This window comes from Bacillus sp. JZ105 (genome assembly GCF_053903125.1).
The window spans coordinates 1,776,929-1,801,457 of record NZ_CP096387.1; the positions used below are offsets into that span (position 1 = coordinate 1,776,929).

Sequence of the window (24,529 nt, forward strand, 5' to 3'; positions counted from 1 at the left end):
AAGAGTCTTTTCTAAGGAAAAGGCTTTTTTTGATGCAATTGAAAGGTGGATACTTGCATGCCTGGCCATATTGAAGTCATTCTTCGGACGATGTTTGCTTTTGCGATTTTATTTGGAGGAGCACGTCTTTTAGGGAAACAAACCATTGCGCAAATGAATATTTTTGATTTTATAGCAGCCATCAGCTTAGGTTCAATTGCAGCGAACCTGGCGTTTAATACAACGCTCCCGCTTCAGCACACAACGATTTCCTTTGTGTCACTTATCATACAAAATGGAAAATTATTGAAGGGAATATGAAAGGGATGAGATATACCCTTGATTATTTAAATCAGCAGCTGAGAGAAAAAGACATCTTTAATATTAGCGAAGTTGAATTTGCAATGATTGAAACAGATGGGCATATGTCAGTGAAAAAATACCCTTCGTTTGAAAAAGTCACGCGGAAGGATCTTCATTTATTCATGGAGACAGAGCGTTACATGCCGATTGAAGTCATCATGGACGGGAAACTCATCCAAAAAAACATACAAGAAAATCAATTAACAGAGCAATGGATAGAAGAAGAGCTTAAAAAAGGCAGCTGTCCTTAAAGGACATTGTTTATGCTGTCCGTTCAAGTAATGGAAGCTTATATATTGATACATATGACGACCATATTCATTCCCCAATCGATCAGGAATGAATGTATAGTGCTGATGACACCTGCGTGACACACATTTGACAATCTTTATAAGCCCTTTGGATGTCGTGTGACTAGGTATCATTTCTCAATTATTATTATTTTCAGAAAATGTGGTGACAGAGTAAAATAAGTATGTTTAAGTATAAATAGATGAATTTAAAATATTAATATAATATATCGCCAGCGGAATGAACATTCATTCCTGTAGTTTTAAAAGGAGGGGATGAAATGCCAGCAGTGACTGATAAACAAGAACAAATCATGAAGGCTTCGCTGGAACTATTTATTGAACGAGGCTTTGATGGCACCACAATGCCGATGATTTCAAAAAGAGCTAACGTTGGAGCGGGCACTATTTACCGTTATTTTGACAGCAAGGAGGCACTCGTCAATATTTTGTACCAGCGCAGCCTCTCAGCATTTATCGAAAAAATGAACACAAACAGTCCAGATCCAAAGTTAAGTATTCGGGCGTACTTTAAGCATGTATTTTATTGCTTAGTTTTATTTACAAAGGAGAATCCAAGCGGGCTGTATTTCTTAGAGATTGATAAACAGTCCCATTATTTAGACGAGACAAGCAAAGAGAAAATGCAGGATTTGTTACATGAGCTATTCCTTATCTTTGAAGAAGGGAAAAAGGATGGGATTCACCCAAACCTCTCAGGCAGAACCATTTTATCTATTGTATTTGGTGCATTTGTGCAGCTGCATAAACAAATTCTTGCCGAAGAAATAGAGCCAACAATTGAATTTTTAGAGGATATTGAGCAATGTTTATGGCGTGCCATCAGCGTTGCATCATAAAGAGATAAAGGGAGTGGGCATATGAAGCAAACATCAATCATTCCGAAACCAAAAACATACGGACCTTTTAAGAATATTCCTCATATAAAAAAGGGTGAACCTTCTCAAACTTTTTGGCGGCTGGCAGATGAATTAGGACCGATCTTTCAGTTTGAATTTTCAAATGATACAAGTATTTTTGTTTCCAGTCATGAACTTGTTAAGGAAGTATGTGACGAGAGCCGTTTTGATAAATTTATTGGAATTAGTCTCAATAAAGTAAGGGCATTTGCAGGAGATGGGTTATTTACGAGCTGGACAGAAGAACCGAACTGGAGAAAGGCTCATCAAATTTTGATGCCTGCATTCAGCCAGCAGGCCATGAAGGGCTATCATGAAATGATGCTCGATATTGCCACACAGCTCGTGCAAAAATGGCAAAGAACAGGCCGCGATGAAGAAATTGAAGTAGCTGAGGATATGACAAAGCTGACTTTAGATACAATCGGTCTTTGCGGTTTTGATTTTCGCTTTAACAGCTTTTATAAAGAAAATCAGCATCCGTTCGTCGAAAGCATGCTGAAAGGCTTAAATGAAGCAATGGAGCAGTCGAGCCGATTGCCAATTGCAGATAAACTGATGATCAAAAGAAGAAAAGAATTTGACCAGCATGTTGATTTTATGAAGCAATTAGTAGATGACATTATTCAGGAACGAAGAAAACAAGATAAAACAGGCGATGATTTACTGTCTCTTATGCTGCATGCAGAGGACCCAGAAACAGGTGAACGTTTATCCGATGAAAATATCCGTTATCAAATCATCACCTTCTTAATTGCGGGGCACGAAACAACAAGCGGGCTGCTATCATTTGCGATTTATTTCTTACTGAAGAATCCAGAGAAATTAAAGAAAGCCGTCCAAGAAGCAGATGAAGTGCTGCAGGGCGGGCTTCCAGCATTTAAACAGGTGCAAAAGCTAAGCTACACTCGTATGGTGTTAAATGAAGCTCTTCGCCTCTGGCCAACAGCGCCTTCGTTCTCTCTTTATGCGAAAGAGGACACAGTAATTGGGGGGAAATATCCGATTCAAAAGAATCAAAGTGTCTCTGTTCTGCTTCCTAAATTACACCGTGATCCAGCAGTATGGGGCGAGGATGCTGAAGAATTTAAACCAGAGCGGTTTGCACATCCTGAGAAAATTCCGCAGCATGCCTATAAACCTTTTGGGAATGGACAGCGTGCATGTATCGGTATGCAGTTCGCCCTGCATGAAGCTACGATGGTTCTCGCGATGGTCCTGCACAATTTAGAGTTAATTGATCACACATCTTATGAGCTTGATTTAAAAGAATCTCTCACAATTAAACCTAACGATTTTAAAATCAAAGTGCGGCCAAGGAAGCAGCAATTCTTTATGGCACCACTGAAAGAAGAACCGAAGGAAAGCACCAAACCAAGTGAGTCAAAAGTGGCGAGTCACGGTACACCGCTACTAGTTTTATACGGATCAAATCTTGGTACGGCAAAGCAAATAGCGAACGAACTGGCTGAAGACGGGAAAGCAAAAGGATTTGATGTGACCATTGCGCCGCTTGATGACTTTACACGCCAATTGCCAGATACAGGTGCTGTCTTCATCGTGACCGCTTCATACAACGGACATCCGCCTGACAATGCGAAGCAATTTGTGGATTGGCTGACGCAGGATGAAGAGCAGGATTTATCAAACGTGACATTTGCTGTCTTTGGATGCGGAGATCGAAATTGGGCGAGTACGTACCAGCGGATCCCCCGTCTGATTGATGAAGCTCTAGAAAGAAAAGGAGCCAAACGTGTAGCTGATTTAAGAGAAGGTGATGCAGGCGGTGATATGGATGAGGATAAAGAAATCTTCCAGAAAACAGTCTTCGAACAGCTTGCAAAAGAATTTAAGCTCACCTTCCAAGAAAAAGGGAAGGAAAAACCAAACCTATCAGTTTCTTATACGAATGATCTAGTGGAGCGTCCTGTAGCTAAAATATATGATGCCTTTTCAGCCGTTGTATTGAAAAATGAAGAATTACAATCAGAAAAAAGCACGAGGCAGACAAGACATATTGAATTGAAATTGCCTGCTGGAAAAGCATACAAAGAAGGGGATCATATTGGGATTGTACCGAAAAATAGTGATGCACTCGTTCAGCGTGTGATCCGCCGCTTTAAACTAGATCCAGAGCAGCGCATTAAGCTTTCATCTGATAAAGAGGCAAGTCATTTACCTTTAGATCAGCCGATTCCAATCAAAGAATTACTTGCCTCGCATGTTGAGCTTCAAGAACCTGCGACACGTACACAGCTAAGAGAGCTTGCAGCACATACGGTATGTCCGCCTCACCGCGTGGAACTTGAACAAATGGCTGGTGAAGCATATCAAGAAGCCATCTTAAAGAAACGAGTAACCATGCTGGATTTATTAGATCAATATGAAGCGTGTGAACTGCCATTTGTACACTTTTTGGCGCTTTTACCAGGTTTGAAGCCGCGTTATTATTCGATCTCTAGCTCGCCAAAAGTAGATGAAGAAAAGGTCAGTATCACAGTAGCAGTTGTAAAAGGCAAAGCGTGGAGCGGCCACGGAGAATATGCCGGAGTCGCATCAACCTATTTATGTGATCTAAAAGAAGGAGAAGAAGTAGCCTGCTTCCTGCATGAAGCGCAGGCTGGATTCCAGCTCCCTCCTTCATCAGAAGTACCAATGATTATGATCGGACCAGGTACAGGAATTGCTCCATTTAGAGGATTTGTTCAGGCAAGAGAAGTGTGGCAGAAGGAAGGGAAGCAGCTAGGCGAAGCCCACTTATATTTTGGCTGCCGTCACCCTCAAGAAGATGACCTATATTTTGATGAAATGCAGCTTGCAGCGCAAAACGGCATTGTCCATATCCATCGTGCTTATTCTCGTTACGATGAGCAAAAAGTATATGTCCAGCATTTGTTGAAAGAAGACGGGGGCATGCTCATTGAATTGCTTGATCAAGGTGCTTATCTGTACGTGTGCGGAGACGGAAAAGTCATGGCTCCAGATGTAGAAACTACACTGATCGATCTCTATCAAAACGAGAAACAATGCTCGAAGGAAACAGCTGAAAATTGGCTGACAGCCCTTGCAAATGACAATAGATATGTAAAAGATGTGTGGAGCTGACAAGGAGGAAAGACCGCCAATTAGGCGGTTTTTTTCTGTTCTCATAGAAATAGATCGATAGAATGAAGGTTGGGAAGATACAAAACACCTAATTTCGAAATGAAATATTTTGTAAAAAATAAGAATATTCTCTCATTTACTCCAATATGAAACAATCGTATGATTTTTGATATAGGACATAAAGGAGGAATATGATGAAAAAGGTGAAAATGTTACTCCCTTCTCTTCTCGTTTTTGGTGCTTTAAGTGTGCCTAGTTTTGCCCATGCTGCATCGGATTCAGTACTAACGTCTGATTATGACATGGTGACTTCTAATGGAAAAGTGATTTCTTCAAGTGATTTCCACAATGATACGAAAGCCCCCTCATCCTTTGACAAAGTGGATGATCTTTCTTCTACTGTTGGCGAAAAAGTAAAACCACTATCAAAATATTTAAAAGATTTTCAAACGAAAGTCGTCATTGGAGACGATGGCAGAACCAAAGTAGCAAATACAAGAGTGGCACCATACAATTCGATTGCTTATATTACATTTGGCGGCTCAAGCTGTACGGGAACACTCATTGCTCCTAACAAAATTTTGACAAACGGACACTGCGTGTACAATACGGCATCGAGAAGCTATAGTGAGAAAGGGACTGTATATCCTGGTATGAATGATAGTACTGCGGTGAACGGTTCTGCAAAAATGACTGAGTTCTATGTACCAAGCGGGTATATTAATACTGGTGCAAGCCAATATGACTTTGCCGTGATTAAAACCGATACGAACATTGGCAATACGGTCGGCTACCGATCCATCCGCCAGGTGACAAACTTGACTGGGACAACCATTAAAATCTCAGGATATCCTGGTGATAAAATGAGATCGACTGGTAAGGTGTCACAATGGGAGATGTCAGGTCCTGTGACGAGAGAAGATACGAATCTAGCATACTATACGATTGATACATTCAGCGGAAATTCAGGTTCTGCCATGCTGGATCAGAACCAGCAAATCGTTGGAGTTCATAACGCCGGGTATTCAAACGGAACGATAAATGGCGGGCCGAAAGCGACAGCTGCCTTTGTTGAGTTTATAAACTATGCGAAAGCGCAATAAAAAATAGAGCTTGTTTCCTTCATAGGGGACAAGCTTTTTTTATGAAGTGAATTGATAGGATTCATATGTCTAACCTGAGAGATTTGAGATTGAGAGCCCTCATCATTTTTTTCTCATGTCATCTGCGTACCACTCATACATTAAAATGACACATTTCCTTTCAGTCAAGATGCTTAAGATGGATGAGGAGGTCACGCGCTTTTGAAGATGAAAAGAGGCTGGATCGCTGCTGTCGCCTTATGTTTTGTGATATGGATGGGCACGTTGTTAGGCGGATTTGGAGAGAAGCAGGCAGCAAAAGGGGCTGATCGATATGATCATGTCGTTCAATTTCCAAAGGAAAGGTACCCTGAAACAGGCAGTCATATTCAAGAAGCCATTCGAAAAGGGCATTCAGATGTGTGTACCATTGACCGAAATGGAGCAGATGCCCGCAGGCAAGAATCATTAAAAGGAATTCCGACAAAACCCGGCTTTGACCGGGATGAATGGCCGATGGCGGTTTGTCTTGAGGGAGGAAAAGGCGCAAGTGTACAATATGTCAGCCCATCAGATAATAGGGGAGCAGGCTCATGGGTCGGGCACCAAATCAGCGGGTTTCCTGATGGGAAAAGAATATTATTCATTGTGAAATAAATCGGAAAGAGTCTCCTTAGGGGCTCTTTTGTTTATCCTCAGAGCCTATTCGAGCTAGCAGGGACAAAAGATTCAGTGGTACAATCAATCTATCAGGTACAAAGACTGACAAGAAGAAAATGTGAAGGGACATTTGCTTATGGATAAAAACCGTGCATTATACGATTTTTTTATGCAGCATGCAGAGAAGCTGACTGAAACATGGTATGAATCAATTGAGGACGATGATCCAGAATCCATATATCGTTCAACAGATTCCAGCATCATAGCAGAGCTAAAACGGCAGAATCAAGATTATTACCAGCATTTTATACGAGCTATTATTGAAGATAAGACGTATTTACATACTGAATTTAAAAAATGGTCTGAGGATTTAGCCAGTGACCCAAAGCATTTAAATACACCATTAGATTATGTCGTGAGAGAATACATGTCCAATCAAAGAGTGGTTTTGCATTACTTAAAAGAATTTATCAAACAGCGTCAAAATGACATTGATATTGACCGCATCTTTTATTGGTATGATTTAATTTCCGAAGCGTTTAATATTTCAATCCATGTGTTTATCCAGCAATATGTGAAAAATACAACCGAAAAACTCGTGGCTCAAAGAGATATGATTTACGAATTGAGCTCACCGGTAATTGTTTTAAAAAGCCAGATTGCGTTATTGCCTTTAGTAGGTGACATTGACACAGCGAGAGCAAAAATTATTTTAGAAAATACGCTAAATCAGTGTTCACAAAAAGGTGTTCAGCATTTATGTATTGATCTATCGGGTGTGGTCATGATTGATACAATGGTGGCTCATCAAATCTTTGATCTTGTCACGTCACTTCGGTTGATTGGAGTAGAGACGACCATTTCAGGGATTAGACCAGAAATTGCCCAAACAGCAGTGCAGCTCGGGCTTCCTTTTAATGAATTTCGCACGGCATCATCACTTGCTCACGCGCTGGACCGTTTGACTGAATTTTCTCCAATATAAAAACCAGGCCGATGAAAGGCCTGGTTTTTTATTTAAATGACAGCGTCAATTTGTGTGACTTTCCAATTTTTTTGTACTTTTTCGTACGTAACAGTTCGTTTTACTTTGCGTCCATCAAGTGTTGGGACAGTAAATTCATATGTGCGAACCGTTTGTTTTTTAGAAACAAGTTTAGGTGTGGCTTTTTCCCAATTAAGCATGTTGTCTCCGTCACCGACTGGAACAGCCATTTTGCCTTTATGAACAATGAAATGATAATCTTTTAAACCATGTTTGATGGCATCTTGAGTGAAAACTTGAGATAGGTAGCTGTTTAATTTTTTCTTTGTATCAAATGTTTTAGAAAGATAGTTGTACGTCATATCTTGATAGGTAAAAGATTTTAATTTGACATTTGAATGGTCTTTCATTTTGTAGCCTGACATTGCACTCCAAAAATGTTCTCTTGCATCAAGGGCAATATGTAACGCTTCTTTATTTGTCAAAGAGGCTGATTTCTTCGAAGCGGCCAATGTTGTCGTTTGTAATGAGATCATAAGCATAATAGCAGTTAATAAAACAAATAATTTTTTCAAGGCGATTGCCTCCTTTTCTCAATGAAAACTTCTTATGTTACAAATGTTACAATAATTACAGTGATATTACAAGTATTAAATCTAAATGTTTTTTATTTCTTTTGTTTCTAATTATATAACGTTTGAGGGAGACAAAAAGTTTTCATTTTTTTTATTTTTCTTCTTAATCATTATTTAACCGTTCTAAAGAAGAACGAAACGTCTTTTGGAAAATTTCTATTTAGACGTTTAACACTCTTTTTTATTTAAGACATATACTGTCGTGACGAATGTCTAAAGAAAGGGGTGTTTCGTATGTATCATCCGTATGAAGGTATAGGGAATGGTTACTCGTATGATAGGCAGATGCAGGGATGGCCATCGATTTCTATTCCTCAAATTGGAGGTTTTCCTGGGTTTCCGATTGGAGGAGGTACTTGGCCAGGTCAAGGGTCAGGCGGACAATCGGCACCGCCAGCACCGCCGCAGCATATGATTTCGCAGTATCAGCAAGCACTCTCTCAGCCTCAAAGTATGCAGTCATTTCTATTTGGGCAAGGTGCAGGGGGAGGCCATCAAGCTGTACAATTTGCAGCGGGATGTAATAGAAGATGGACGATTGTGCTTTTGAGAAACGGCCAAGTATTTTTAATGTTCGTTCTTTCTTCACAGCCTTTTGGCCGAACAACTGGCTTTATATGGCCGAACTTTACATTTGGTTCCTTCCCAAGCTCAAGTATTCTTGCCTATTCTTGTGCATAAGAAAAAGCCGGTTCTCATCAGCAGCTGATGAAATACCGGCTTTTTTTAATGAATATTTCGAAATACGCCAATCACTTTACCTAGTATACTCACATTCTGTAAAATAATCGGTTCCATTGATGGGTTTTCTGGCTGTAATCTAAAGTGTGTATCTTCTTTATAAAAACGTTTCACTGTCGCTTCATCTTCCTCTGTCATGGCGACCACAATATCTCCATTGTTAGCGGTGCTTTGCTGGCGCACAATGACATAGTCCTTGTCCAAAATACCTGCATCAATCATACTTTCTCCCATAATTTCAAGCATAAACACTTGTTCGTCTGGTGCAGCAAATGTCTCTGGAAGAGGGAAGTATTCTTCTACATTCTCAACAGCTGTGATAGGCAGGCCTGCCGTTACTTTTCCGATGACTGGAACGTTCATTACAGCACTCTTTGGAATATTCATTTCCTCTTCATCTAGTACTTCGATCGCTCTAGGTTTTGTCGGGTCTCTTCTAATTAAGCCCTTTGTTTCCAGTCTAGCTAAATGTCCATGGACCGTTGAACTGGATGCTAGACCGACAGCTTCTCCAATTTCACGGACGGATGGGGGATAACCCTTGCTTTTTACTTCATCTTTGATGAATTTCAGGATATCGAGTTGTCTTTTTGATAGCTTCGTCATCTTTTGCACCTCAAAACGTCAATTTTAAAGAAATTATAGCATGTTTTTCCTAACAGTACAAACATAGGTTCGAAAAAACGTTTGACAGAAACGTTTGTTCGTATTTATAATGAGAGACAGAAAGAGCGAACGCATATTCTGTTAGGAGAGATGACATTATGAGGTTAAAAGAATCTATTATTTTTATTGGGGTATTCTCATTCATCGTTGGCATATTTCTCTCACTTATTGCAGTCACAAGCCATAATGATTCAAATCAGTATGTTAAAATAGAGGTTCAATCAGGAGATACTCTTTGGGGGTTAGCTGATCAAGTAAACGACAGCAAATCAATCGACAAAAATGCATTTATTGACTGGGTAACAGAACACAATGATCTTGCTTCAACAGAAATCCAGCCTGGAGACATTCTTGTCATACCCGTGAAAAAAGAGCATCCAGTCGTATATCAGCTTGCAACAGTACAGTAGAAAGGTCGATTGAAGACATGAACGCAATCATTTATGCGAGAGTAAGCACTGTGAAAGAAGAGCAGGAAACCTCGCTGAAAAGACAAGAAGAAGAACTGCTGGCTTTAGCTGCCATGCACAAGATGAATGTGGTCAAAGTCATCAAAGAAAAAGCAAGTGGATATGAGCTAGATCGTGATGGCGTGTTTGAAATGCTTGCTGCACTGAAGGAAGAGTCGATCGATGCCGTTCTTATCCAAGATGAAACACGTCTTGGAAGAGGACAAGCAAAAATTGCGCTTCTTCATTGTCTATTTAAAGAGAACGTAAAGGTATACAGCGTGTTTCATAGAGGAGAGCTTGAGCTTTCAGAAGCAGATGAAATGGTCATCGAGATTGTAGGAATCGTCGAAGAGTACCAACGGAAAATTCATAACCTGAAAATCAAGCGGGGGATGAAAAGGGCTGTTGAGCGCGGATATCAGCCTGAACTGAATTTAAGGCAGCAGAACCATGCACCTGGCCGTGAGCGTATTGAAGTGCCGATTTCAGAAATTGTTCGATTAAGAAAAAATAACATGACGTTCGCCGAAATTGCCGCCACTCTTCAGGCATTAGGTTTTGACATTTCAAAAGCAACAGTGCATAGAAGGTATCAAGAATATGAAAAAGGCCTTACCATCTAAAGCGTGATTTGTTGTCAAAATGATTGATATTTAGTAGTATGTAGAGAAAATGCTTTAAAGGAGTTTGTCATGATTTCTAAAGAACAGCTTGCAAGAATAAATGAGCTTTCAAAAAAGTCGAAAGAGACCGGTTTATCAGACGCTGAAAAAACAGAACAAAAGCAGTTGAGAGAAGAGTATTTGAAAGCTTTTCGTTCTTCTATGAAAAATACACTGAAAACTGTCAAAATTGTTGACCCTGAAGGAAACGATGTTACACCAGAAAAATTAAAAAGAGAAAAAGATCAGAACCTTCATTAAGGCTGTGATTTCTTGAATTTTGAAAAGATGGGAAGAATATTCTCGTCTTTTTTCATATTTGCATAACTTTTTAGGTGATCGATAAACTAAATGTGACAAAATCCTTCTTTTTCAGCGTGAAATAGTTGTGAAAAAAGGACAGTAGATTTATGATAATGGTGTACACAAGATACGGAAGGGGATTTATATGGAAACGATTGAATTGAAATCTATTGCAACAATACGTACTCTCTCCATAGACGCAATTGAAAAAGCGAATTCCGGTCACCCAGGAATGCCGATGGGTGCTGCACCAATGGCGTACGCTTTATGGACGAATCACTTAAACGTAAGTCCGCAAAATCCAAATTGGTTTAACAGAGACCGCTTTGTTTTATCCGCGGGCCATGGTTCTATGCTTCTATACAGCATGCTTCATTTAAGCGGATACAATCTGAGCATTGACGATTTAAAACAATTCCGCCAATGGGGAAGCAAAACACCTGGACATCCTGAATTTGGACACACAGAAGGCGTAGACGCGACAACGGGTCCTTTAGGCCAGGGAATTGCGATGGCAGTAGGAATGGCGCTTGCAGAAAGACATCTTGCGGAAACTTATAACAGAGACAACTTCCATGTTGTAGACCACTATACATACAGCATTTGCGGAGATGGAGACTTAATGGAGGGAATTTCCTCTGAAGCAGCTTCACTTGCTGGTCATTTAGGCTTAGGCCGTTTAATCGTTCTTTACGATTCAAATGACATTTCTTTAGATGGCGACTTAGATCGTTCATTCTCTGAAAATGTGAAGAATCGTTTTGAAGCGATGAACTGGGAAGTTCTTTACGTGAAAGACGGCAACAACATCGAAGAAGTAACAGCTGCTATTGAAAAGGCGAAGCAAAGCACAGACAGACCTACATTAATCGAAGTGAAAACAACGATCGGTTTCGGATCGCCAAACCGTGCGGGAACGTCTGGTGTGCATGGTGCACCGCTTGGCAGCGAGGAAGCAAAGCTGACGAAGGAAGCTTACTCTTGGACGTTTGAAGAAGATTTCCATGTACCTTCTGAAGTGTACGATCATTTTAAAGAAGCTGTCAAAGACGCTGGACAGAAAAAAGAAGCAGCGTGGAATGAACTGTTTGCGCAATACGAAAAAGAATATCCAGAGCTGGCAGCACAGCTGAAGCTTGCGATTGAAGGAAAGCTTCCTGAAAATTGGGATCAAGAGGTTCCTGTTTATGAAGCAGGTTCAAGCCTTGCCTCCCGTGCATCTTCAGGCGAAGTGTTAAATGGCATTGCAAAGCAAGTACCTTTCTTTATTGGCGGGTCTGCTGACCTTGCTGGATCAAATAAAACAACGATTAAAAACACGGATGATTTCGGTAAAAATAATTATGCCGGCAAAAACATTTGGTTCGGTGTCAGAGAGTTTGCAATGGGTGCGGCGCTCAATGGTATGGCACTTCACGGCGGTCTTCGTGTATTCGGCGGAACGTTCTTTGTTTTCTCAGATTACTTAAGACCAGCAATTCGTCTTGCTGCGTTAATGGGACTTCCAGTCACTTACGTCTTTACTCATGATAGTATCGCTGTTGGTGAAGATGGTCCGACGCATGAACCGGTTGAACAGCTTGCTTCACTGCGTGCGATGCCTAATCTTTCCGTTATCCGCCCAGCAGATGGAAATGAAACAGCTGCAGCGTGGAAACTAGCTGTATCTTCAACGGATAAACCGACAGCACTAGTTCTTACTCGTCAAAACCTTCCAACGATTGATCAGGCACCAGAGAAGGCATATGAGGGCGTAGAAAAAGGTGGATACGTGGTGGTTGAAGCAGCTGATGCACAGCCAGAAGCACTTCTACTCGCTTCAGGATCTGAGGTTGGTTTAGCCATTGAAGCACAAAAGGCACTTGAAAAAGAAGGTATCCGCGCATCTGTTGTCAGCCTTCCTGCATGGGATCGCTTCGATCAGCAGTCAGACGAATACAAAGAATCCGTTCTTCCTAAAGCAGTACGTGCACGTATTGCGATTGAAATGGGTGCTTCACTTGGCTGGGAGCGTTACACTGGTCTTGATGGTGACGTGATTGCAATTGATAAATTTGGCGCTTCTGCACCAGGAGAAACCATTATCGAGAAATACGGCTTTACTGTCAGCAATGTAGTCAGCCGTGTGAAAGCGAAGCTGAATAAATAAACGAACTCCAAGCATCATGCTTTTTTGCTATCTGTTTGCAGAGCATTTTCATCCGCTCTGCAAACTTTTTTCTTTTTTCTTGTTTTTTTGACAAAACTAGTTTCTTCTTGCTTCATATATAGACAATTCTTTCTTTCACATTTTTGTATAATACAAGCAATAAACGAGATTGACGAAATGTGAAAGGAAGGGATAGACATGGAACGTCATTATTATATTTATTGGATTGAGGATGAATTTGCGCATCACTATTTTGGCAGAGAATCGATTTTGTTTCATTTGTTTGAGTCGTTACATTGGACGAACCGCACTGACGATGAGTTGGTTATGCTTGTGAAGCAAGTGGATTATGTGACGAAACGAATCCCTGCTTTTCATATGCACCAGCGTCTAATGAATAACTTAACGAACATTCACTATACACAAATAGGCTCGATTTACAGCGCTTCCTTACCAGATGGAAAAGGAACTGCAGCATTTATTATTAAGGACCGGTATATTCAAATGTCTGCCACTGGCAGTTATGAGGCAGAAGCGGTGTTTTTTGAAGTGCTGAGAAAAATCAGCCCTTGTTTTCTTGCGATGGACTTTAGTTCAAAGAAACACGGATGGCTCAATCCAGTAAAAGTGAGGAATTTTGTTTAAAAAAATAAAATTGAACGTGAAATGTTGTATAATAGCCTTTTGTTTAGTACACTTTATACGAGACAACATGAAGGAGGAAGAATTATGGATTTATGGGTTGTCATCCTTGTAGGCGTTGTTGCACTGCTTGCAGGAGTTGCACTCGGATTCTTTATTGCTCGTAAGTATATGATGAGCTATTTGAAAAAGAATCCACCGATTAATGAACAAATGCTTCGAATGATGATGATGCAAATGGGCATGAAACCGTCCCAGAAGAAAATCAATCAAATGATGAAAGCCATGAACAACCAAGCGAAATAATACGTACGATATTATGATCATAGATGGAACATGGTTTTAAAGAATGGACAAGCGTTGTCCTTTCTTTATTCAATTCACCTTCATCAGACGCTTAAAACCACTGTACTTGCATGAATGAAGCAGGGAAGGTGGTTTTTATTATGGCGTCAAGAGCATGTGAAAAACAAAAAACCCCTATGTCAGAGGTTTTTGTTTCGTTTATGGTCACACATATCAACTGTTCTAAAAATGGTACGGCATGTTTGATATCATGAAGTATGATTAGTTGGCTGAGTTTGAGTGTAAGTGTCGTTGATATTGTAAGAGGAGATGATCTAGCTGCTGGCTATGTTCGATGGTCACTGTTGATGTCATCCCATTATGCAAGACAACTTTCATCAGCTCTTCTCTTTTTTCTTCGATTTGAGTTAATAATGATGTTTTTACCAAAGTCATGTTCCTTTCATGCAAATCTTGATAAAAAGAATCGATTCTATTATATCCATTTTAAGGTTTATTTTCAAATTTAAAGGATTCATTATCTTGATGTCAAATTAAATTATATAAGGTTTTAAGAGAATAGACCATCTTTATTGAGGTGATGTAAAAAAAATGAAATGATTTTGTCATCTCTTATTGTATATTGTAAGAAGGGGGTGTTCTTTTGACAGATTTGAATTACTTTTTAGCATTTGGAGCAGGATTTCTTTCTTTTATTTCACCGTGCTGTCTGCCGCTTTATCCAGCATTTTTATCGTATATTACGGGCGTTAGTATAGATGAAGTGAAATCCGAGAAGGTGATGCTGAGAAGAAGAAGTCTGCTTCATACTTTATTTTTTTTAGTTGGGTTCTCTATTATATTTATTGCGATTGGCTTTGGGACATCGTTTGTCGGGAAGTTTTTTAATGATTATCATCAAGCGATTCGTCAAATTGGAGCCATCCTCATTATTTTCTTTGGTTTTATGACTCTTGGCGTATTTAAGCCCTCTTTCCTCATGGGCGAAAAGAGAATCCAGTTCAAAAATCGTCCTGCTGGTTTTTTTGGATCCATTCTCATCGGAATGGGCTTTGCCGCTGGATGGACACCTTGTACAGGACCTATTTTATCCGCTGTCATCACACTGGCGAGTAACAATCCTGAGTCGGCGGTCATGTATATGATTGCGTATATATTTGGATTTGCCGTCCCGTTTTTTATTCTCTCCTTTTTCATTACGAAAATGGGGTGGATCAGAAAGCGTCAGCAGCTTATCATGCGAATTGGCGGGATCATTATGATTGTGGTAGGGATTTTGCTGTTCTTTGATCTTCTGACATGGATTATCATCATGTTCTCATCATTGTTTGGCGGCTTTACAGGCTTTTGAAATCGTTTTCCACAGTCGCGGCGAATGGTTTTTTTTCGTCAATTGGAGTATATTATACATAGGCTGACCTTAAAGAATAAAGGAATGATTTGATATGATGATCTTGATCTCTTCTATAATTGCGGTATGTATGGCGGTGGCCGTCATGTTTATTCGCATTAAGTCATCTGCAAAACCTGCAACTGCGAAAAAAATTATTTTACCTCCTATTTTCATGAGCACTGGCGCACTGATGTTTTTTGTTCCTATGTTTCGGGTAACTGGAGCTGAATTTCTAGAAGCGATCACAGTGGGGATGTTTTTCTCCATATTTTTAATCAAAACATCGAAGTTTGAAATTAGAGGCAATGACATCTACTTAAAACGGTCAAAAGCATTTGTGTTCATTCTCATTGGACTTCTTGTCCTTCGTATCGGGATGAAGACCATCCTAAGCTCTTCTATTGATTATGGTTCATTAAGCGGGATGTTTTGGATTCTTGCCTTTGGCATGATCGTGCCTTGGCGGGTTGCCATGTATTTATCGTTTAGAAAGCTGTCTAAACAATTAGATCCGCAGCAGATTCAAATGAATTAAACCTCCTTTAAAAAGGAGGTTACAGCGTGTAGACAAACCCTCGCATTCTTTGTCAGTCCTACGCGCTGGTGCTCACGAATGTCAAATTCGCTCCGCAAAAGTAGCCGTCCTTCCTAGACTGCAAAGGTTTTCTATCACGCTGAAAAGAAGACAAAGGGCTAAAATCAAGATCATTTTAGCCCTTTGTCAACAGTCTGAAACCTCCTTTAAAAAGGAGGTTATTTTAATAGCGATTCATATGGCGAGTGATCAATGTTTTTTTCTTGAAGGCGTTTCAGTAAAAACTTATGATCCCGCTTTGGTGTAGCCATGATGTAGCCGCGAATGATTAAGTCTAAATTAATGCTGGCAGCCTGTTCTTTTAATGCCAGCTCGCCAATTTTACCCGCAATTTTCTCTTTGGCAACATCTCTAAACAGCTCTGGCACAGGTAATACGAGTTCATTTAACAGCTGTTTGTCCTCATCCCGCCATAGGTGAAGGCTCTTTTGAATATATTCATCCTGCCAATCAAGCTCTGATTTACCATCTTCCTTTGGCAATCGTTTTAAAAATTTACGAAACATAAAAAAGCCACCGATTGCGAGTAATCCGATCATCACTGTACCCCAAAATAAAATGAACCACAAAAACCAGCCGCTTAACATGTTCTCACTCCTTATACCCCTTATCTCTCTATTTTATATTACATGAAGAGAGGATAGAAGAAAATAACAAAAATGTATGTCTATTATCTCTATAAACGCCCTTTTTCATTGATAACCGTCCATTTACGAGAAATGACCCAAACCAATTAGTAGAAAAAGAATACATTATCATATAGCGACTCTACTATTTGGCCATGGTGGTTCGCAAAAAGGTATTGACTTGAAACGAACGGGAAGAGAGCCCCCCTAAATGAAGGTGGGCTCTTAATGTTTGAAGTGAGGGATTTGAAAGGAAAATGCACCGCTTGGATGGTCGGAACATTTTTTAATTTTTATCGATATGATTTGGTTTTCATAATCTGTTTCAATGTCTTTGTCGTTTAAATAAAAAGGGAGCATCACGCTTTTTTCAATTGGCTGTTCGCCTTCACCATTTGGCTTTTGTATTGTGTAAGTCAACGTCAGCTCATGACCAGCGAAGGTCAGCTTTACATCAGTGATCGATAAGGTGGAGACATCGATTTCGATAATATAATCACGGCTTGTTTCATAAAGATCAATTGGGAGGTGTTCATCATACCAGGCAAATGGATCATCCATTAAAACATTGAGCCAATCATCTATTTCAAGAAAATCAGAGGAATTCGACTGCTTTTCATTCTCCATAAACACTCCTCCATCACATCTCATAATAAATCATATGATGAAAATGGAAATGTGTGAAAGACCTAAAACATCCCGTGTGCTCACGGGATGAGAGGGAAATAATTACATATCATGATGAGAATTGTGCTTTTGTCTTGTATGGTTGCGGTTTTTCACTTTTTTACTGCCTGATAACGGCTCAGGCTGACCGCCTTGATGCTCCTTAGGAGAGTTTTGACGGATGTCTTTCCCTGTGTTTTTATTCGTCATGATGTTTGGCTCCTTCTTATTGATTCTTTTTACGTTTTTTATTGTTTTGCCTTTGTTCTTCTGTTAAAACGAGCTGATCATCTTCAATATAGCCTGCGCCATTACCCTGGCTTTTGGCTGCGTTCATGCCATTAATGACATGATTAGCTTTGCGTTTTGTCATTTTCTATCACCTCATTTGTAGTATGAGCCCGCCCCGCTTCGTTTATGAAGAGTAATCATTTCCTAATGATAAGTTAAACTTATTGAATTTAATAAAAGCATTGTTATTTACTTATGTATGAATTTGTTTTAAGATGAAATTGTGAGAAAATTGTGGTGAAATACGACGATTTTTCTGAGAATTGAAATTGATCTTGATCATCAAAAGGGGGATTTTGGACATGTCGAAACAGCAGCAAGTCGCTAAACAAGACGCTTTTCAATCTAGAAAAACGTTTTCGACAAATGGGAAAACGTATCACTATTATTCGTTAGAAGCACTAGAGAAACAAGGAATCGGAAATGTTTCTAAGCTGCCTTATTCCATTAAGGTACTTTTAGAATCAGTGCTTCGCCAAGTAGACGGTAGAGTGATCAAGAAGGAACACGTTGAAAACTTGGCAAAATGGGGAACTGCCGAGGTAAAAGAAATTGATGTTCCGTTTAAACCTTCTCGTGTTATTTTACAAGACTTCACGGGTGTACCAGCAGTCGTTGATCTTGCTTCTTTAAGAAAAGCAATGGCAGATGTAGGCGGGGATCCGGATAAAATCAACCCTGAAATTCCAGTTGACCTTGTGATTGACCACTCAGTACAAGTTGATAAAGCTGGAACTGAAGATGCATTAAACATTAACATGGATTTAGAATTCGAACGTAATGCAGAGCGTTATAACTTCCTTAGCTGGGCAAAGAAAGCGTTTAACAACTACCAAGCTGTGCCGCCTGCAACAGGAATTGTTCACCAAGTGAACTTAGAGTATCTAGCAAGTGTTGTTCATGCGATTGAAGAAGATGGCGAGATCATCACATACCCAGATACATTAGTTGGTACTGACTCTCATACAACGATGATTAACGGTATTGGTGTACTTGGATGGGGCGTTGGCGGTATCGAAGCGGAAGCTGGTATGCTTGGTCAGCCTTCATACTTCCCAGTACCAGAAGTGATTGGTGCTAAATTAGTTGGAGAGCTTCCAAACGGAACAACTGCAACTGACCTTGCATTAAAAGTCACACAAGTCCTTCGTGAAAAAGGCGTAGTGAACAAGTTCGTTGAGTTCTTCGGACCTGGTGTTGCACAATTGCCATTAGCAGATCGTGCAACCATTGCGAACATGGCGCCAGAATACGGTGCTACTTGCGGATTCTTCCCAGTAGATGAAGAAGCGCTTGCTTACCTGCGCCTTACTGGACGTGATGAAGAGCAAATTAATATCGTTGAGGAATATTCTCGTGCAAATGGCTTATTCTATACGCCAGATGCAGAAGAACCGATTTTTACTGATGTTGTGGAAATTGATCTTTCTAAAATTGAGCCAAACTTATCTGGACCAAAACGTCCACAAGATTTGATTCCACTTTCTCAAATGAAAGAGACGTTCCATAAACACATCGAAAGCCCGGCTGGTAACCAAGGGTTTGGCTTAGATAAATCAGAGCTAGATAAACAAATCGAATTTGATCTTGCAAACGGTGAAAAAGCTGTGATGAAGACAGGTGCGATTGCGATTGCAGCGATTACGAGCTGTACGAATACATCGAATCCGTACGTGTTAATCGGAGCAGGTCTTGTTGCGAAGAAAGCAAGTGAGCTCGGTATGAAAGTGCCAAACTACGTGAAAACGTCGCTAGCGCCGGGTTCTAAAGTTGTAACAGGATACCTTGTGAATTCGGGACTTCTTCCATATTTAAAAGACCTCGGATTTAACATTGTTGGATATGGCTGTACAACATGTATCGGAAACTCAGGACCGCTTGAGAAAGAAATTGAAGATGCAGTCTCTGAAAATGATCTGCTGATCACTTCTGTTTTATCAGGTAACCGTAACTTTGAAGGTCGTATTCATCCGCTTGTGAAAGGGAACTACCTTGCATCTCCACCATTAGTTGTGGCTTATGCACTTGCTGGTACGGTGAATATTGATTTAACAAAAGATCCTATCGGTGTCGATAAAAATGGCGAAAATGTTTATTTCAATGATATTTGGCCATCAATGGACGAAATCAACAGCGTTGTTAAAAGCACTGTCACACCTGAGCTATTCCGCTCAGAGTATGAAACTGTTTTTGACAACAACGAACGCTGGAATGAAATTAAAACGACGGATGATGCATTGTATAAATGGGATGAAAATTCCACATACATTGATAACCCGCCATTCTTTGAAAACCTATCAGTTGAACCAGGTAAAGTTGAACCGCTTAAAGGCTTGCGTGTCGTTGCGAAGTTCGGTGACTCTGTCACAACTGACCATATTTCTCCTGCTGGAGCGATTGGTAAGGACACACCGGCGGGCAAATACTTGCAAGAAAGAGGCGTATCGCCTAGAGACTTTAACTCATATGGATCTCGACGTGGTAACCACCATGTCATGATGAGAGGTACTTTTGCAAACATCCGTATTAAGAACCAAATTGCACCAGGAACAGAAGGCGGTTATACAACTTACTGGCCGACTGGTGAAGTGACATCGATTTATGATGCATGCATGCGTTATAAAGAGGATGGAACAGGTCTAGCGATCTTAGCAGGTAAAGACTATGGAATGGGTTCTTCACGTGACTGGGCTGCAAAAGGAACAAACCTTCTTGGCATTAAATTTGTTCTAGCTGAAAGCTTTGAGCGTATCCACAGAAGTAACCTTGTCTTCATGGGCGTACTTCCTCTGCAGTTTAAAGACGGAGAAAGTGCAGAAACTCATGGCCTGACAGGAACAGAAACATTTGAAGTTCATGTTGACGAAACAGTTCGTCCGCGTGATCTCGTCACTGTGAAAGCAATTGACACAGATGGAAACGAGAAAACGTTTGAAGTGGTGGTTCGCTTTGACAGTGAAGTCGAAATTGACTACTATCGTCATGGCGGTATCCTTCAAATGGTACTTCGCGAAAAATTGGCAAGCAACTAATACAGCAAAGAAGAGAAGGCGATCCAACAGCTTTCTCTTCTTTTTTAAAATAGTGGAGGATCAATCATGTGGAAAAAAGGAATGGCAAGCGCTGTTTTACTTGTGTTGATTGGTTTACTTGCGTGGAATTTATTTGGGCCAAAAGAGCCCGCAATCGGTCTTGAAAAAGGGGATCAAGCCCCTGATTTTGAACTGAAAACACTTGATGGCAAAACCGCCTCGTTATCTGATTACCGAGGGAAAAAGGTGCTCGTCAATTTCTGGGCGACATGGTGTAAGCCGTGCAGGACGGAAATGCCGGATCTAGACGCGATTAGGAGCGAACATGACCAAGTTGAAGTACTAGCGGTGAATTTAACGACCACTGAAAAGAGTGTGGATCATGTGGCATCATTCACAAAAGAATTAAAGGTGAGCTTTCCTGTTTTATTGGACCAAAAAGGCATTCAAGCAAGATATCAGGTGCTTTCATACCCAACGACATACATATTAGATGAAAAAGGACGCATCATGTCTGTGAAGCATCAAATGCTGACAAAAAAAGAAATTGAAAAAGAGCTGGATCTATCATGATTCAGCTCTTTTGCTTATTTTCTAAATGTTTTGGCGAAAATGTAATCATACATATATGGAGGTGAGTGGAATGAGAAGAAGAAAGCGACGCACATTTGAAGAGCTTGTGCTTGAAAATAAAAAAGAATTATTAAGCAATGAGGAATTTTTAAACCAGCTTGAAGAAAAGTTGGAAGAGCGATTTAGACAGAAATAAGTTATGAATTATCCGTTTTCGTTCATTCTAAAGAAGAGGGAGGGATGAATAATGGGTAGAGAGCATGATAAACAAGCGCAGTTTACACCAGACCATTTAGGGACAAAACCTGTAGCATACAAACGGAATAAAGGTAAAAAGATGCATAATAAATCAAATGAACAGCCTGATGTGATACAGACGAAGGGCGAATAAGGAGGGGAATCATCATGAATAACGAGTCATATCAATCCAATCCAGATGATCGTTCTGATAATGTTGAAAAGCTGCAAGATATGATCGAGAACACACTTGACAATATCGATGAATCTGAAGCAGCGATGTCCGTTTCGACAGAGACAGAAAAGCAAATGATCAAACAAAAAAACGAAAACCGCAAAATGAGTATTGACGCGATGCGTTCTGAGATCAAGGACGAAGAAGCGGCAAGAAAGAATGGCTATACCGAATAAACCAGGGATTCCTGGTTTATTTTATTGCCTCTTTTTAGAAGAACCATTTGGAATGTGGTAAAATGGCAGAGACAGACCTTAGGTTTTGATAGGAGAGCGATGAAAACGTGTATGTATCCAAAAAAGAAATAGAAGTCCGTTATGCAGAAACAGATCAAATGGGCATCGTGTATCATGCCAATTATTTAATTTGGATGGAAGTCGGCAGAACAGCATTGATTAAAGAATTAGGGTTTTCCTATGCGCAGCTAGAAGCAGATGGTGCTCTTGCACCTGTGATAGACTTGCAGGTTCAATATAAAAAACCATTGCTGTATGGTGAAACAGCAACCGTTCATACATGGATTGAAGAATATAATGGTCTCAAAACGGTGTATGGCTATGAAATTCAAAAACCTGATGGACAAACAGCGATTACAGGGACAACCTCACATATATGTGTGGATAAAGACACCTTTAGACCGATTCAATTTAGAAAAGCCTTTCCTGCCTGGCATAAAGTATATGAACAGTCGAAGAAGCAGGTTTAATTTATGGCTTTTGGTATTAAACGAAGCGATTTAAACGCTTGGAAAACAGCTGTCCAGCAAGGAAAAGTTGCTTTTTTAACACATTACTGGCTCGATGACCGTTTTCCAAATGCCAATACTGTCACAAAAGCAGCCTGTCAGGATATGAAGCGGTTAGTTGAGTGGGGAGAAAGACATGGACTAAAAAAAGAATGGATTCATGACCGCGAAGGGTTTTCTCATTTTGACTTGATTGGTGAGCCGCAAAAAAGAATTCTGCAAAAGGAACGATCTTTAGGAAACAATCAAGAGTATGGGCTGTATATTGAAGTGTAAAACAAAAAAGATACCCGAGGGATGAGGTATCTTTTTGTTTTATTCATAATGAAATTCTGGTTCTTTCACGGACTCGTTATAATCAATATGCAGATCATGGTTGTCAAAGTACCAAATATCACTTTCCTCAATAAAGAAAGTAATACCTTCTATTTCAGCGGTTGCGCCGGCATTTTGAGGTGCATCTTTTGTGACGCCGAGAGAAAAGCCTTTTTGTACATTACTGCACCCGCCATATCTCACAAAAAAGCGAACTTGATCACCTTTTTCTAAATCTAATTCATCCTTGTACCAATTGAGTGCATCTTCTTTTATCGTTAATTTCAATGTGATCGCCCCTTTTTGAAGTCATGCTGTTTTTTAAAATGCAGGATGCAAAAACAGCTTTTCTTTACTTTTACCACACATTTAAATGGATGAAACGGCTAGAGCCATTTGACTTTCGGTTCAGTTTTGTTGAGAATTCGTTTGAGGTTGGCGATGTGCCTGTAGATCACAAAGCCAGCAAGAACGGCAACAACAATGATTAAGAATAGGTCTTTGGTGAATATGCTGTAAATGAATGTATAGATCCCGGTCAGCATAGATGATAGTGAAACATATTTACTAATGTATAAAAATAAGAAAAAAGCAGCGATCATCGTGATAAATAGGAATGGGGCATAAAATAGCAGCACACCGCCTGATGTAGCGACTGCCTTTCCCCCTTTAAATTTTGCAAAGACAGGAAAGCTGTGACCGATAACAGCAGCAACTCCTGCTAATAAGGGATGGATGTCCAGCTGCATGAAAAACGGTAAAGCTGAAGCAAGCGTCCCTTTTAGGATATCAGCAGTAATCACAATAGACCCTGCTTTTACACCAAGTGTACGAAATGCATTCGTCGCACCTAGGTTTCCGCTGCCATGTTCACGGATATCGATACCCTTTGCAGCTTTCCCGACAATGAGACCGGATGGAATACTGCCGAGAAGATAAGCCAAAATAAACATCAAAGCAATTAACATCTGCATAACTCCTTTATTTTCTCCCTCTTGTCTTACATTTTAACATGATCTTGTGAAAAACATGGGGAACTTTTTTTGAAAAAATCGAAAGCAGATGGATTCGGCTTTGTTTTTAAGCAGAAATTCGCTAAAATGGAGGAAAAGGAGTGTCTTGATGAACAATCCTACGAAAGAAGAAATCGGCCGTATATTAAAAAGCAGTAAACGAATTGCTGTTGTTGGATTATCAGATCAGCCGCACCGGACGTCTTATATGGTGTCTAAGGCGATGCAGGATGCCGGTTATGAGATCATTCCAGTGAATCCAACGATCGATGAAGCACTCGGTGTGAAAGCAGTCGCTTCTTTAAAAGATATAAAAGAGCCTGTTGATATCGTCAATGTCTTTAGACGTTCAGCGTTTTTACCAGAGGTGGCAGAAGAGTTTCTCGAAATAGACGCACCTGTTTTTTGGGCGCAGCAAGGCATATATCACGAAGAAGCGAAAAGGCTGATTGAGGAAAATGGCAAGGTCGCCATCATGGATTTATGTATCAAGGTGGCTCAAGCGATGACAAAAACTCATTAAATCGTCAAAAATCCTTGGTTTTTCAAGGATTTTTGCTTTTTTGTTGCAGAAATATATTTGCGATTCTGAAAGAAAGCGATAAAATAAGGCGACAGGGACATATCGGCGGCCTTGCATATCGGGAAAAAGAGCGATAAGATAAAAACAGAACATTTGTTCTGTTTTGCTAAAACCATCATATGATTGCATTTGGCTTATGAAACAGTCTTGTTTATAATGGACTTCTAGTTCTGATTGCAGAATGTAGAATGATTCTCATAGCTGTGCAAAAGAGCATGTATTGGTGAATGACACATGCATGATGATGATGCAGCTTATTAAAGTGGACAGTAATGAGCAGCATGA

At 40.1% G+C, this 24,529-nt stretch carries 32 protein-coding genes and 1 pseudogene; 24 read left to right on the forward strand and 9 right to left on the reverse strand.

Going from position 1 to position 24,529, the window contains the following annotated elements; translation table 11 throughout:
* Positions 1 to 57: 57 nt before the first annotated feature.
* The 6 genes and pseudogenes from M1D81_RS09000 to M1D81_RS09025 all read left to right on the forward strand — a co-directional run bounded on the left by M1D81_RS09000 (position 58) and on the right by M1D81_RS09025 (position 7,384).
* A pseudogene (locus M1D81_RS09000) lies at positions 58 to 685 on the forward strand (DUF421 domain-containing protein).
* A gap of 228 nt (positions 686 to 913) precedes the next feature.
* The gene (locus tag M1D81_RS09005) at positions 914 to 1,492 is read left to right on the forward strand and encodes a TetR/AcrR family transcriptional regulator (protein WP_456265015.1); all 579 of its coding nucleotides are present in this window, start codon (positions 914 to 916) and stop codon (positions 1,490 to 1,492) included.
* Positions 1,493 to 1,513: 21 nt separating this feature from the next.
* Positions 1,514 to 4,657 (forward strand): bifunctional cytochrome P450/NADPH--P450 reductase, encoded by a 3,144-nt coding sequence (locus tag M1D81_RS09010; protein ID WP_456265014.1) that lies wholly within the window; start codon positions 1,514 to 1,516, stop codon positions 4,655 to 4,657.
* A 194-nt stretch (positions 4,658 to 4,851) separates the two neighbouring features.
* Positions 4,852 to 5,760, forward strand: coding sequence for a trypsin-like serine peptidase (locus M1D81_RS09015; protein ID WP_456265013.1), 909 nt, complete (start codon positions 4,852 to 4,854; stop codon positions 5,758 to 5,760).
* Positions 5,761 to 6,015: 255 nt separating this feature from the next.
* Positions 6,016 to 6,396 carry a NucA/NucB deoxyribonuclease domain-containing protein gene (locus tag M1D81_RS09020; RefSeq protein ID WP_044335941.1) on the forward strand — a complete coding sequence of 127 codons (381 nt, stop codon included), beginning with the start codon at positions 6,016 to 6,018 and terminating at the stop codon, positions 6,394 to 6,396.
* A gap of 139 nt (positions 6,397 to 6,535) precedes the next feature.
* A complete protein-coding gene (locus M1D81_RS09025) occupies positions 6,536 to 7,384 on the forward strand; it encodes an STAS domain-containing protein (protein ID WP_456265012.1) in 849 nt (282 codons plus the stop codon).
* Positions 7,385 to 7,416: 32 nt separating this feature from the next.
* Here the strand turns inward: M1D81_RS09025 and M1D81_RS09030 are convergent, their stop codons facing one another.
* Positions 7,417 to 7,959, reverse strand: a complete 543-nt coding sequence (locus M1D81_RS09030) for an IseA DL-endopeptidase inhibitor family protein (protein WP_456265011.1) — start codon at positions 7,957 to 7,959, stop codon at positions 7,417 to 7,419.
* A 294-nt stretch (positions 7,960 to 8,253) separates the two neighbouring features.
* Here M1D81_RS09030 and M1D81_RS09035 point away from each other — a divergent pair, with 294 nt between their 5' ends.
* Entirely contained in the window at positions 8,254 to 8,700 is a 447-nt protein-coding gene (locus M1D81_RS09035) for a hypothetical protein (protein WP_456265010.1), read from the forward strand.
* Positions 8,701 to 8,745: 45 nt separating this feature from the next.
* Here M1D81_RS09035 and lexA read toward each other — a convergent pair whose 3' ends face one another.
* Positions 8,746 to 9,366 (reverse strand): transcriptional repressor LexA, encoded by a 621-nt coding sequence (lexA, locus tag M1D81_RS09040; RefSeq protein ID WP_024425129.1) that lies wholly within the window; start codon positions 9,364 to 9,366, stop codon positions 8,746 to 8,748.
* A gap of 158 nt (positions 9,367 to 9,524) precedes the next feature.
* Between lexA and yneA the strand changes: the two genes are divergently transcribed.
* The 6 genes from yneA to M1D81_RS09070 all read left to right on the forward strand — a co-directional run bounded on the left by yneA (position 9,525) and on the right by M1D81_RS09070 (position 13,940).
* On the forward strand, positions 9,525 to 9,836 hold the full coding sequence (gene yneA / locus M1D81_RS09045) for a cell division suppressor protein YneA (RefSeq protein WP_024425130.1): 312 nt from the start codon (positions 9,525 to 9,527) through the stop codon (positions 9,834 to 9,836).
* 17 nt (positions 9,837 to 9,853) lie between these two features.
* The gene (locus M1D81_RS09050; protein WP_456265009.1) at positions 9,854 to 10,501 is read left to right on the forward strand and encodes a YneB family resolvase-like protein; all 648 of its coding nucleotides are present in this window, start codon (positions 9,854 to 9,856) and stop codon (positions 10,499 to 10,501) included.
* A gap of 69 nt (positions 10,502 to 10,570) precedes the next feature.
* Entirely contained in the window at positions 10,571 to 10,801 is a 231-nt protein-coding gene (locus tag M1D81_RS09055) for a DUF896 domain-containing protein (RefSeq protein ID WP_024425132.1), read from the forward strand.
* A gap of 187 nt (positions 10,802 to 10,988) precedes the next feature.
* Positions 10,989 to 12,992: a transketolase gene (gene tkt / locus M1D81_RS09060; protein ID WP_456265008.1), complete on the forward strand. Its 2,004-nt coding sequence runs from the start codon at positions 10,989 to 10,991 to the stop codon at positions 12,990 to 12,992.
* Positions 12,993 to 13,190: 198 nt separating this feature from the next.
* Positions 13,191 to 13,637, forward strand: a complete 447-nt coding sequence (gene sirA, locus M1D81_RS09065) for a sporulation inhibitor of replication protein SirA (RefSeq protein WP_024425134.1) — start codon at positions 13,191 to 13,193, stop codon at positions 13,635 to 13,637.
* Between the two features lie 84 nt (positions 13,638 to 13,721).
* Positions 13,722 to 13,940, forward strand: coding sequence for a YneF family protein (locus tag M1D81_RS09070; RefSeq protein WP_003212379.1), 219 nt, complete (start codon positions 13,722 to 13,724; stop codon positions 13,938 to 13,940).
* Between the two features lie 261 nt (positions 13,941 to 14,201).
* Here the strand turns inward: M1D81_RS09070 and M1D81_RS09075 are convergent, their stop codons facing one another.
* Complete coding sequence (locus M1D81_RS09075; RefSeq protein WP_369810454.1) at positions 14,202 to 14,375, reverse strand: aspartyl-phosphate phosphatase Spo0E family protein; 174 nt, start codon at positions 14,373 to 14,375, stop codon at positions 14,202 to 14,204.
* Between the two features lie 208 nt (positions 14,376 to 14,583).
* Between M1D81_RS09075 and M1D81_RS09080 the strand changes: the two genes are divergently transcribed.
* Positions 14,584 to 15,291 (forward strand): cytochrome c biogenesis CcdA family protein, encoded by a 708-nt coding sequence (locus M1D81_RS09080; RefSeq protein WP_064498509.1) that lies wholly within the window; start codon positions 14,584 to 14,586, stop codon positions 15,289 to 15,291.
* 94 nt (positions 15,292 to 15,385) lie between these two features.
* Complete coding sequence (locus tag M1D81_RS09085; RefSeq protein ID WP_024425136.1) at positions 15,386 to 15,868, forward strand: CcdC family protein; 483 nt, start codon at positions 15,386 to 15,388, stop codon at positions 15,866 to 15,868.
* A gap of 218 nt (positions 15,869 to 16,086) precedes the next feature.
* Here M1D81_RS09085 and M1D81_RS09090 read toward each other — a convergent pair whose 3' ends face one another.
* From M1D81_RS09090 to sspO, 4 genes are all read right to left on the reverse strand, one after another.
* On the reverse strand, positions 16,087 to 16,515 hold the full coding sequence (locus M1D81_RS09090) for a DUF2621 domain-containing protein (RefSeq protein ID WP_024427086.1): 429 nt from the start codon (positions 16,513 to 16,515) through the stop codon (positions 16,087 to 16,089).
* A 264-nt stretch (positions 16,516 to 16,779) separates the two neighbouring features.
* Positions 16,780 to 17,181 carry an Hsp20/alpha crystallin family protein gene (locus M1D81_RS09095; RefSeq protein WP_456265007.1) on the reverse strand — a complete coding sequence of 134 codons (402 nt, stop codon included), beginning with the start codon at positions 17,179 to 17,181 and terminating at the stop codon, positions 16,780 to 16,782.
* Positions 17,182 to 17,283: 102 nt separating this feature from the next.
* Entirely contained in the window at positions 17,284 to 17,430 is a 147-nt protein-coding gene (locus M1D81_RS09100; RefSeq protein WP_003211331.1) for a small acid-soluble spore protein P, read from the reverse strand.
* A gap of 16 nt (positions 17,431 to 17,446) precedes the next feature.
* Positions 17,447 to 17,593 carry a small acid-soluble spore protein O gene (gene sspO, locus M1D81_RS09105; protein ID WP_058015660.1) on the reverse strand — a complete coding sequence of 49 codons (147 nt, stop codon included), beginning with the start codon at positions 17,591 to 17,593 and terminating at the stop codon, positions 17,447 to 17,449.
* A gap of 220 nt (positions 17,594 to 17,813) precedes the next feature.
* Here sspO and acnA point away from each other — a divergent pair, with 220 nt between their 5' ends.
* The 7 genes from acnA (at position 17,814) to M1D81_RS09140 (ending at position 22,609) form a co-directional block, all read left to right on the forward strand.
* Positions 17,814 to 20,543 carry an aconitate hydratase AcnA gene (acnA, locus tag M1D81_RS09110; protein ID WP_456265006.1) on the forward strand — a complete coding sequence of 910 codons (2,730 nt, stop codon included), beginning with the start codon at positions 17,814 to 17,816 and terminating at the stop codon, positions 20,541 to 20,543.
* Positions 20,544 to 20,609: 66 nt separating this feature from the next.
* Positions 20,610 to 21,116: a TlpA family protein disulfide reductase gene (locus M1D81_RS09115; protein WP_456265005.1), complete on the forward strand. Its 507-nt coding sequence runs from the start codon at positions 20,610 to 20,612 to the stop codon at positions 21,114 to 21,116.
* Between the two features lie 70 nt (positions 21,117 to 21,186).
* Positions 21,187 to 21,312, forward strand: a complete 126-nt coding sequence (locus M1D81_RS09120) for an FbpB family small basic protein (RefSeq protein ID WP_003211002.1) — start codon at positions 21,187 to 21,189, stop codon at positions 21,310 to 21,312.
* Between the two features lie 51 nt (positions 21,313 to 21,363).
* Positions 21,364 to 21,507, forward strand: a complete 144-nt coding sequence (locus M1D81_RS09125) for an acid-soluble spore protein N (RefSeq protein WP_008357830.1) — start codon at positions 21,364 to 21,366, stop codon at positions 21,505 to 21,507.
* Positions 21,508 to 21,521: 14 nt separating this feature from the next.
* Entirely contained in the window at positions 21,522 to 21,764 is a 243-nt protein-coding gene (tlp, locus tag M1D81_RS09130; protein ID WP_024427090.1) for a small acid-soluble spore protein Tlp, read from the forward strand.
* 107 nt (positions 21,765 to 21,871) lie between these two features.
* A complete protein-coding gene (locus M1D81_RS09135) occupies positions 21,872 to 22,294 on the forward strand; it encodes an acyl-CoA thioesterase (RefSeq protein ID WP_117730445.1) in 423 nt (140 codons plus the stop codon).
* A 3-nt stretch (positions 22,295 to 22,297) separates the two neighbouring features.
* The gene (locus tag M1D81_RS09140) at positions 22,298 to 22,609 is read left to right on the forward strand and encodes a hypothetical protein (protein ID WP_456265004.1); all 312 of its coding nucleotides are present in this window, start codon (positions 22,298 to 22,300) and stop codon (positions 22,607 to 22,609) included.
* A 39-nt stretch (positions 22,610 to 22,648) separates the two neighbouring features.
* Here M1D81_RS09140 and M1D81_RS09145 read toward each other — a convergent pair whose 3' ends face one another.
* Both M1D81_RS09145 and plsY read right to left on the reverse strand, forming a co-directional pair.
* A complete protein-coding gene (locus M1D81_RS09145; protein ID WP_456265003.1) occupies positions 22,649 to 22,936 on the reverse strand; it encodes a HesB/YadR/YfhF family protein in 288 nt (95 codons plus the stop codon).
* A 98-nt stretch (positions 22,937 to 23,034) separates the two neighbouring features.
* Positions 23,035 to 23,616, reverse strand: coding sequence for a glycerol-3-phosphate 1-O-acyltransferase PlsY (gene plsY, locus M1D81_RS09150; protein WP_456265002.1), 582 nt, complete (start codon positions 23,614 to 23,616; stop codon positions 23,035 to 23,037).
* Positions 23,617 to 23,691: 75 nt separating this feature from the next.
* Here plsY and M1D81_RS09155 point away from each other — a divergent pair, with 75 nt between their 5' ends.
* Entirely contained in the window at positions 23,692 to 23,820 is a 129-nt protein-coding gene (locus tag M1D81_RS09155; RefSeq protein ID WP_254966706.1) for a hypothetical protein, read from the forward strand.
* Positions 23,771 to 24,184: a CoA-binding protein gene (locus tag M1D81_RS09160; RefSeq protein ID WP_456265001.1), complete on the forward strand. Its 414-nt coding sequence runs from the start codon at positions 23,771 to 23,773 to the stop codon at positions 24,182 to 24,184. Before M1D81_RS09155 ends, M1D81_RS09160 begins: the two co-directional genes overlap by 50 nt.
* Positions 24,185 to 24,529 lie beyond the last annotated feature (345 nt).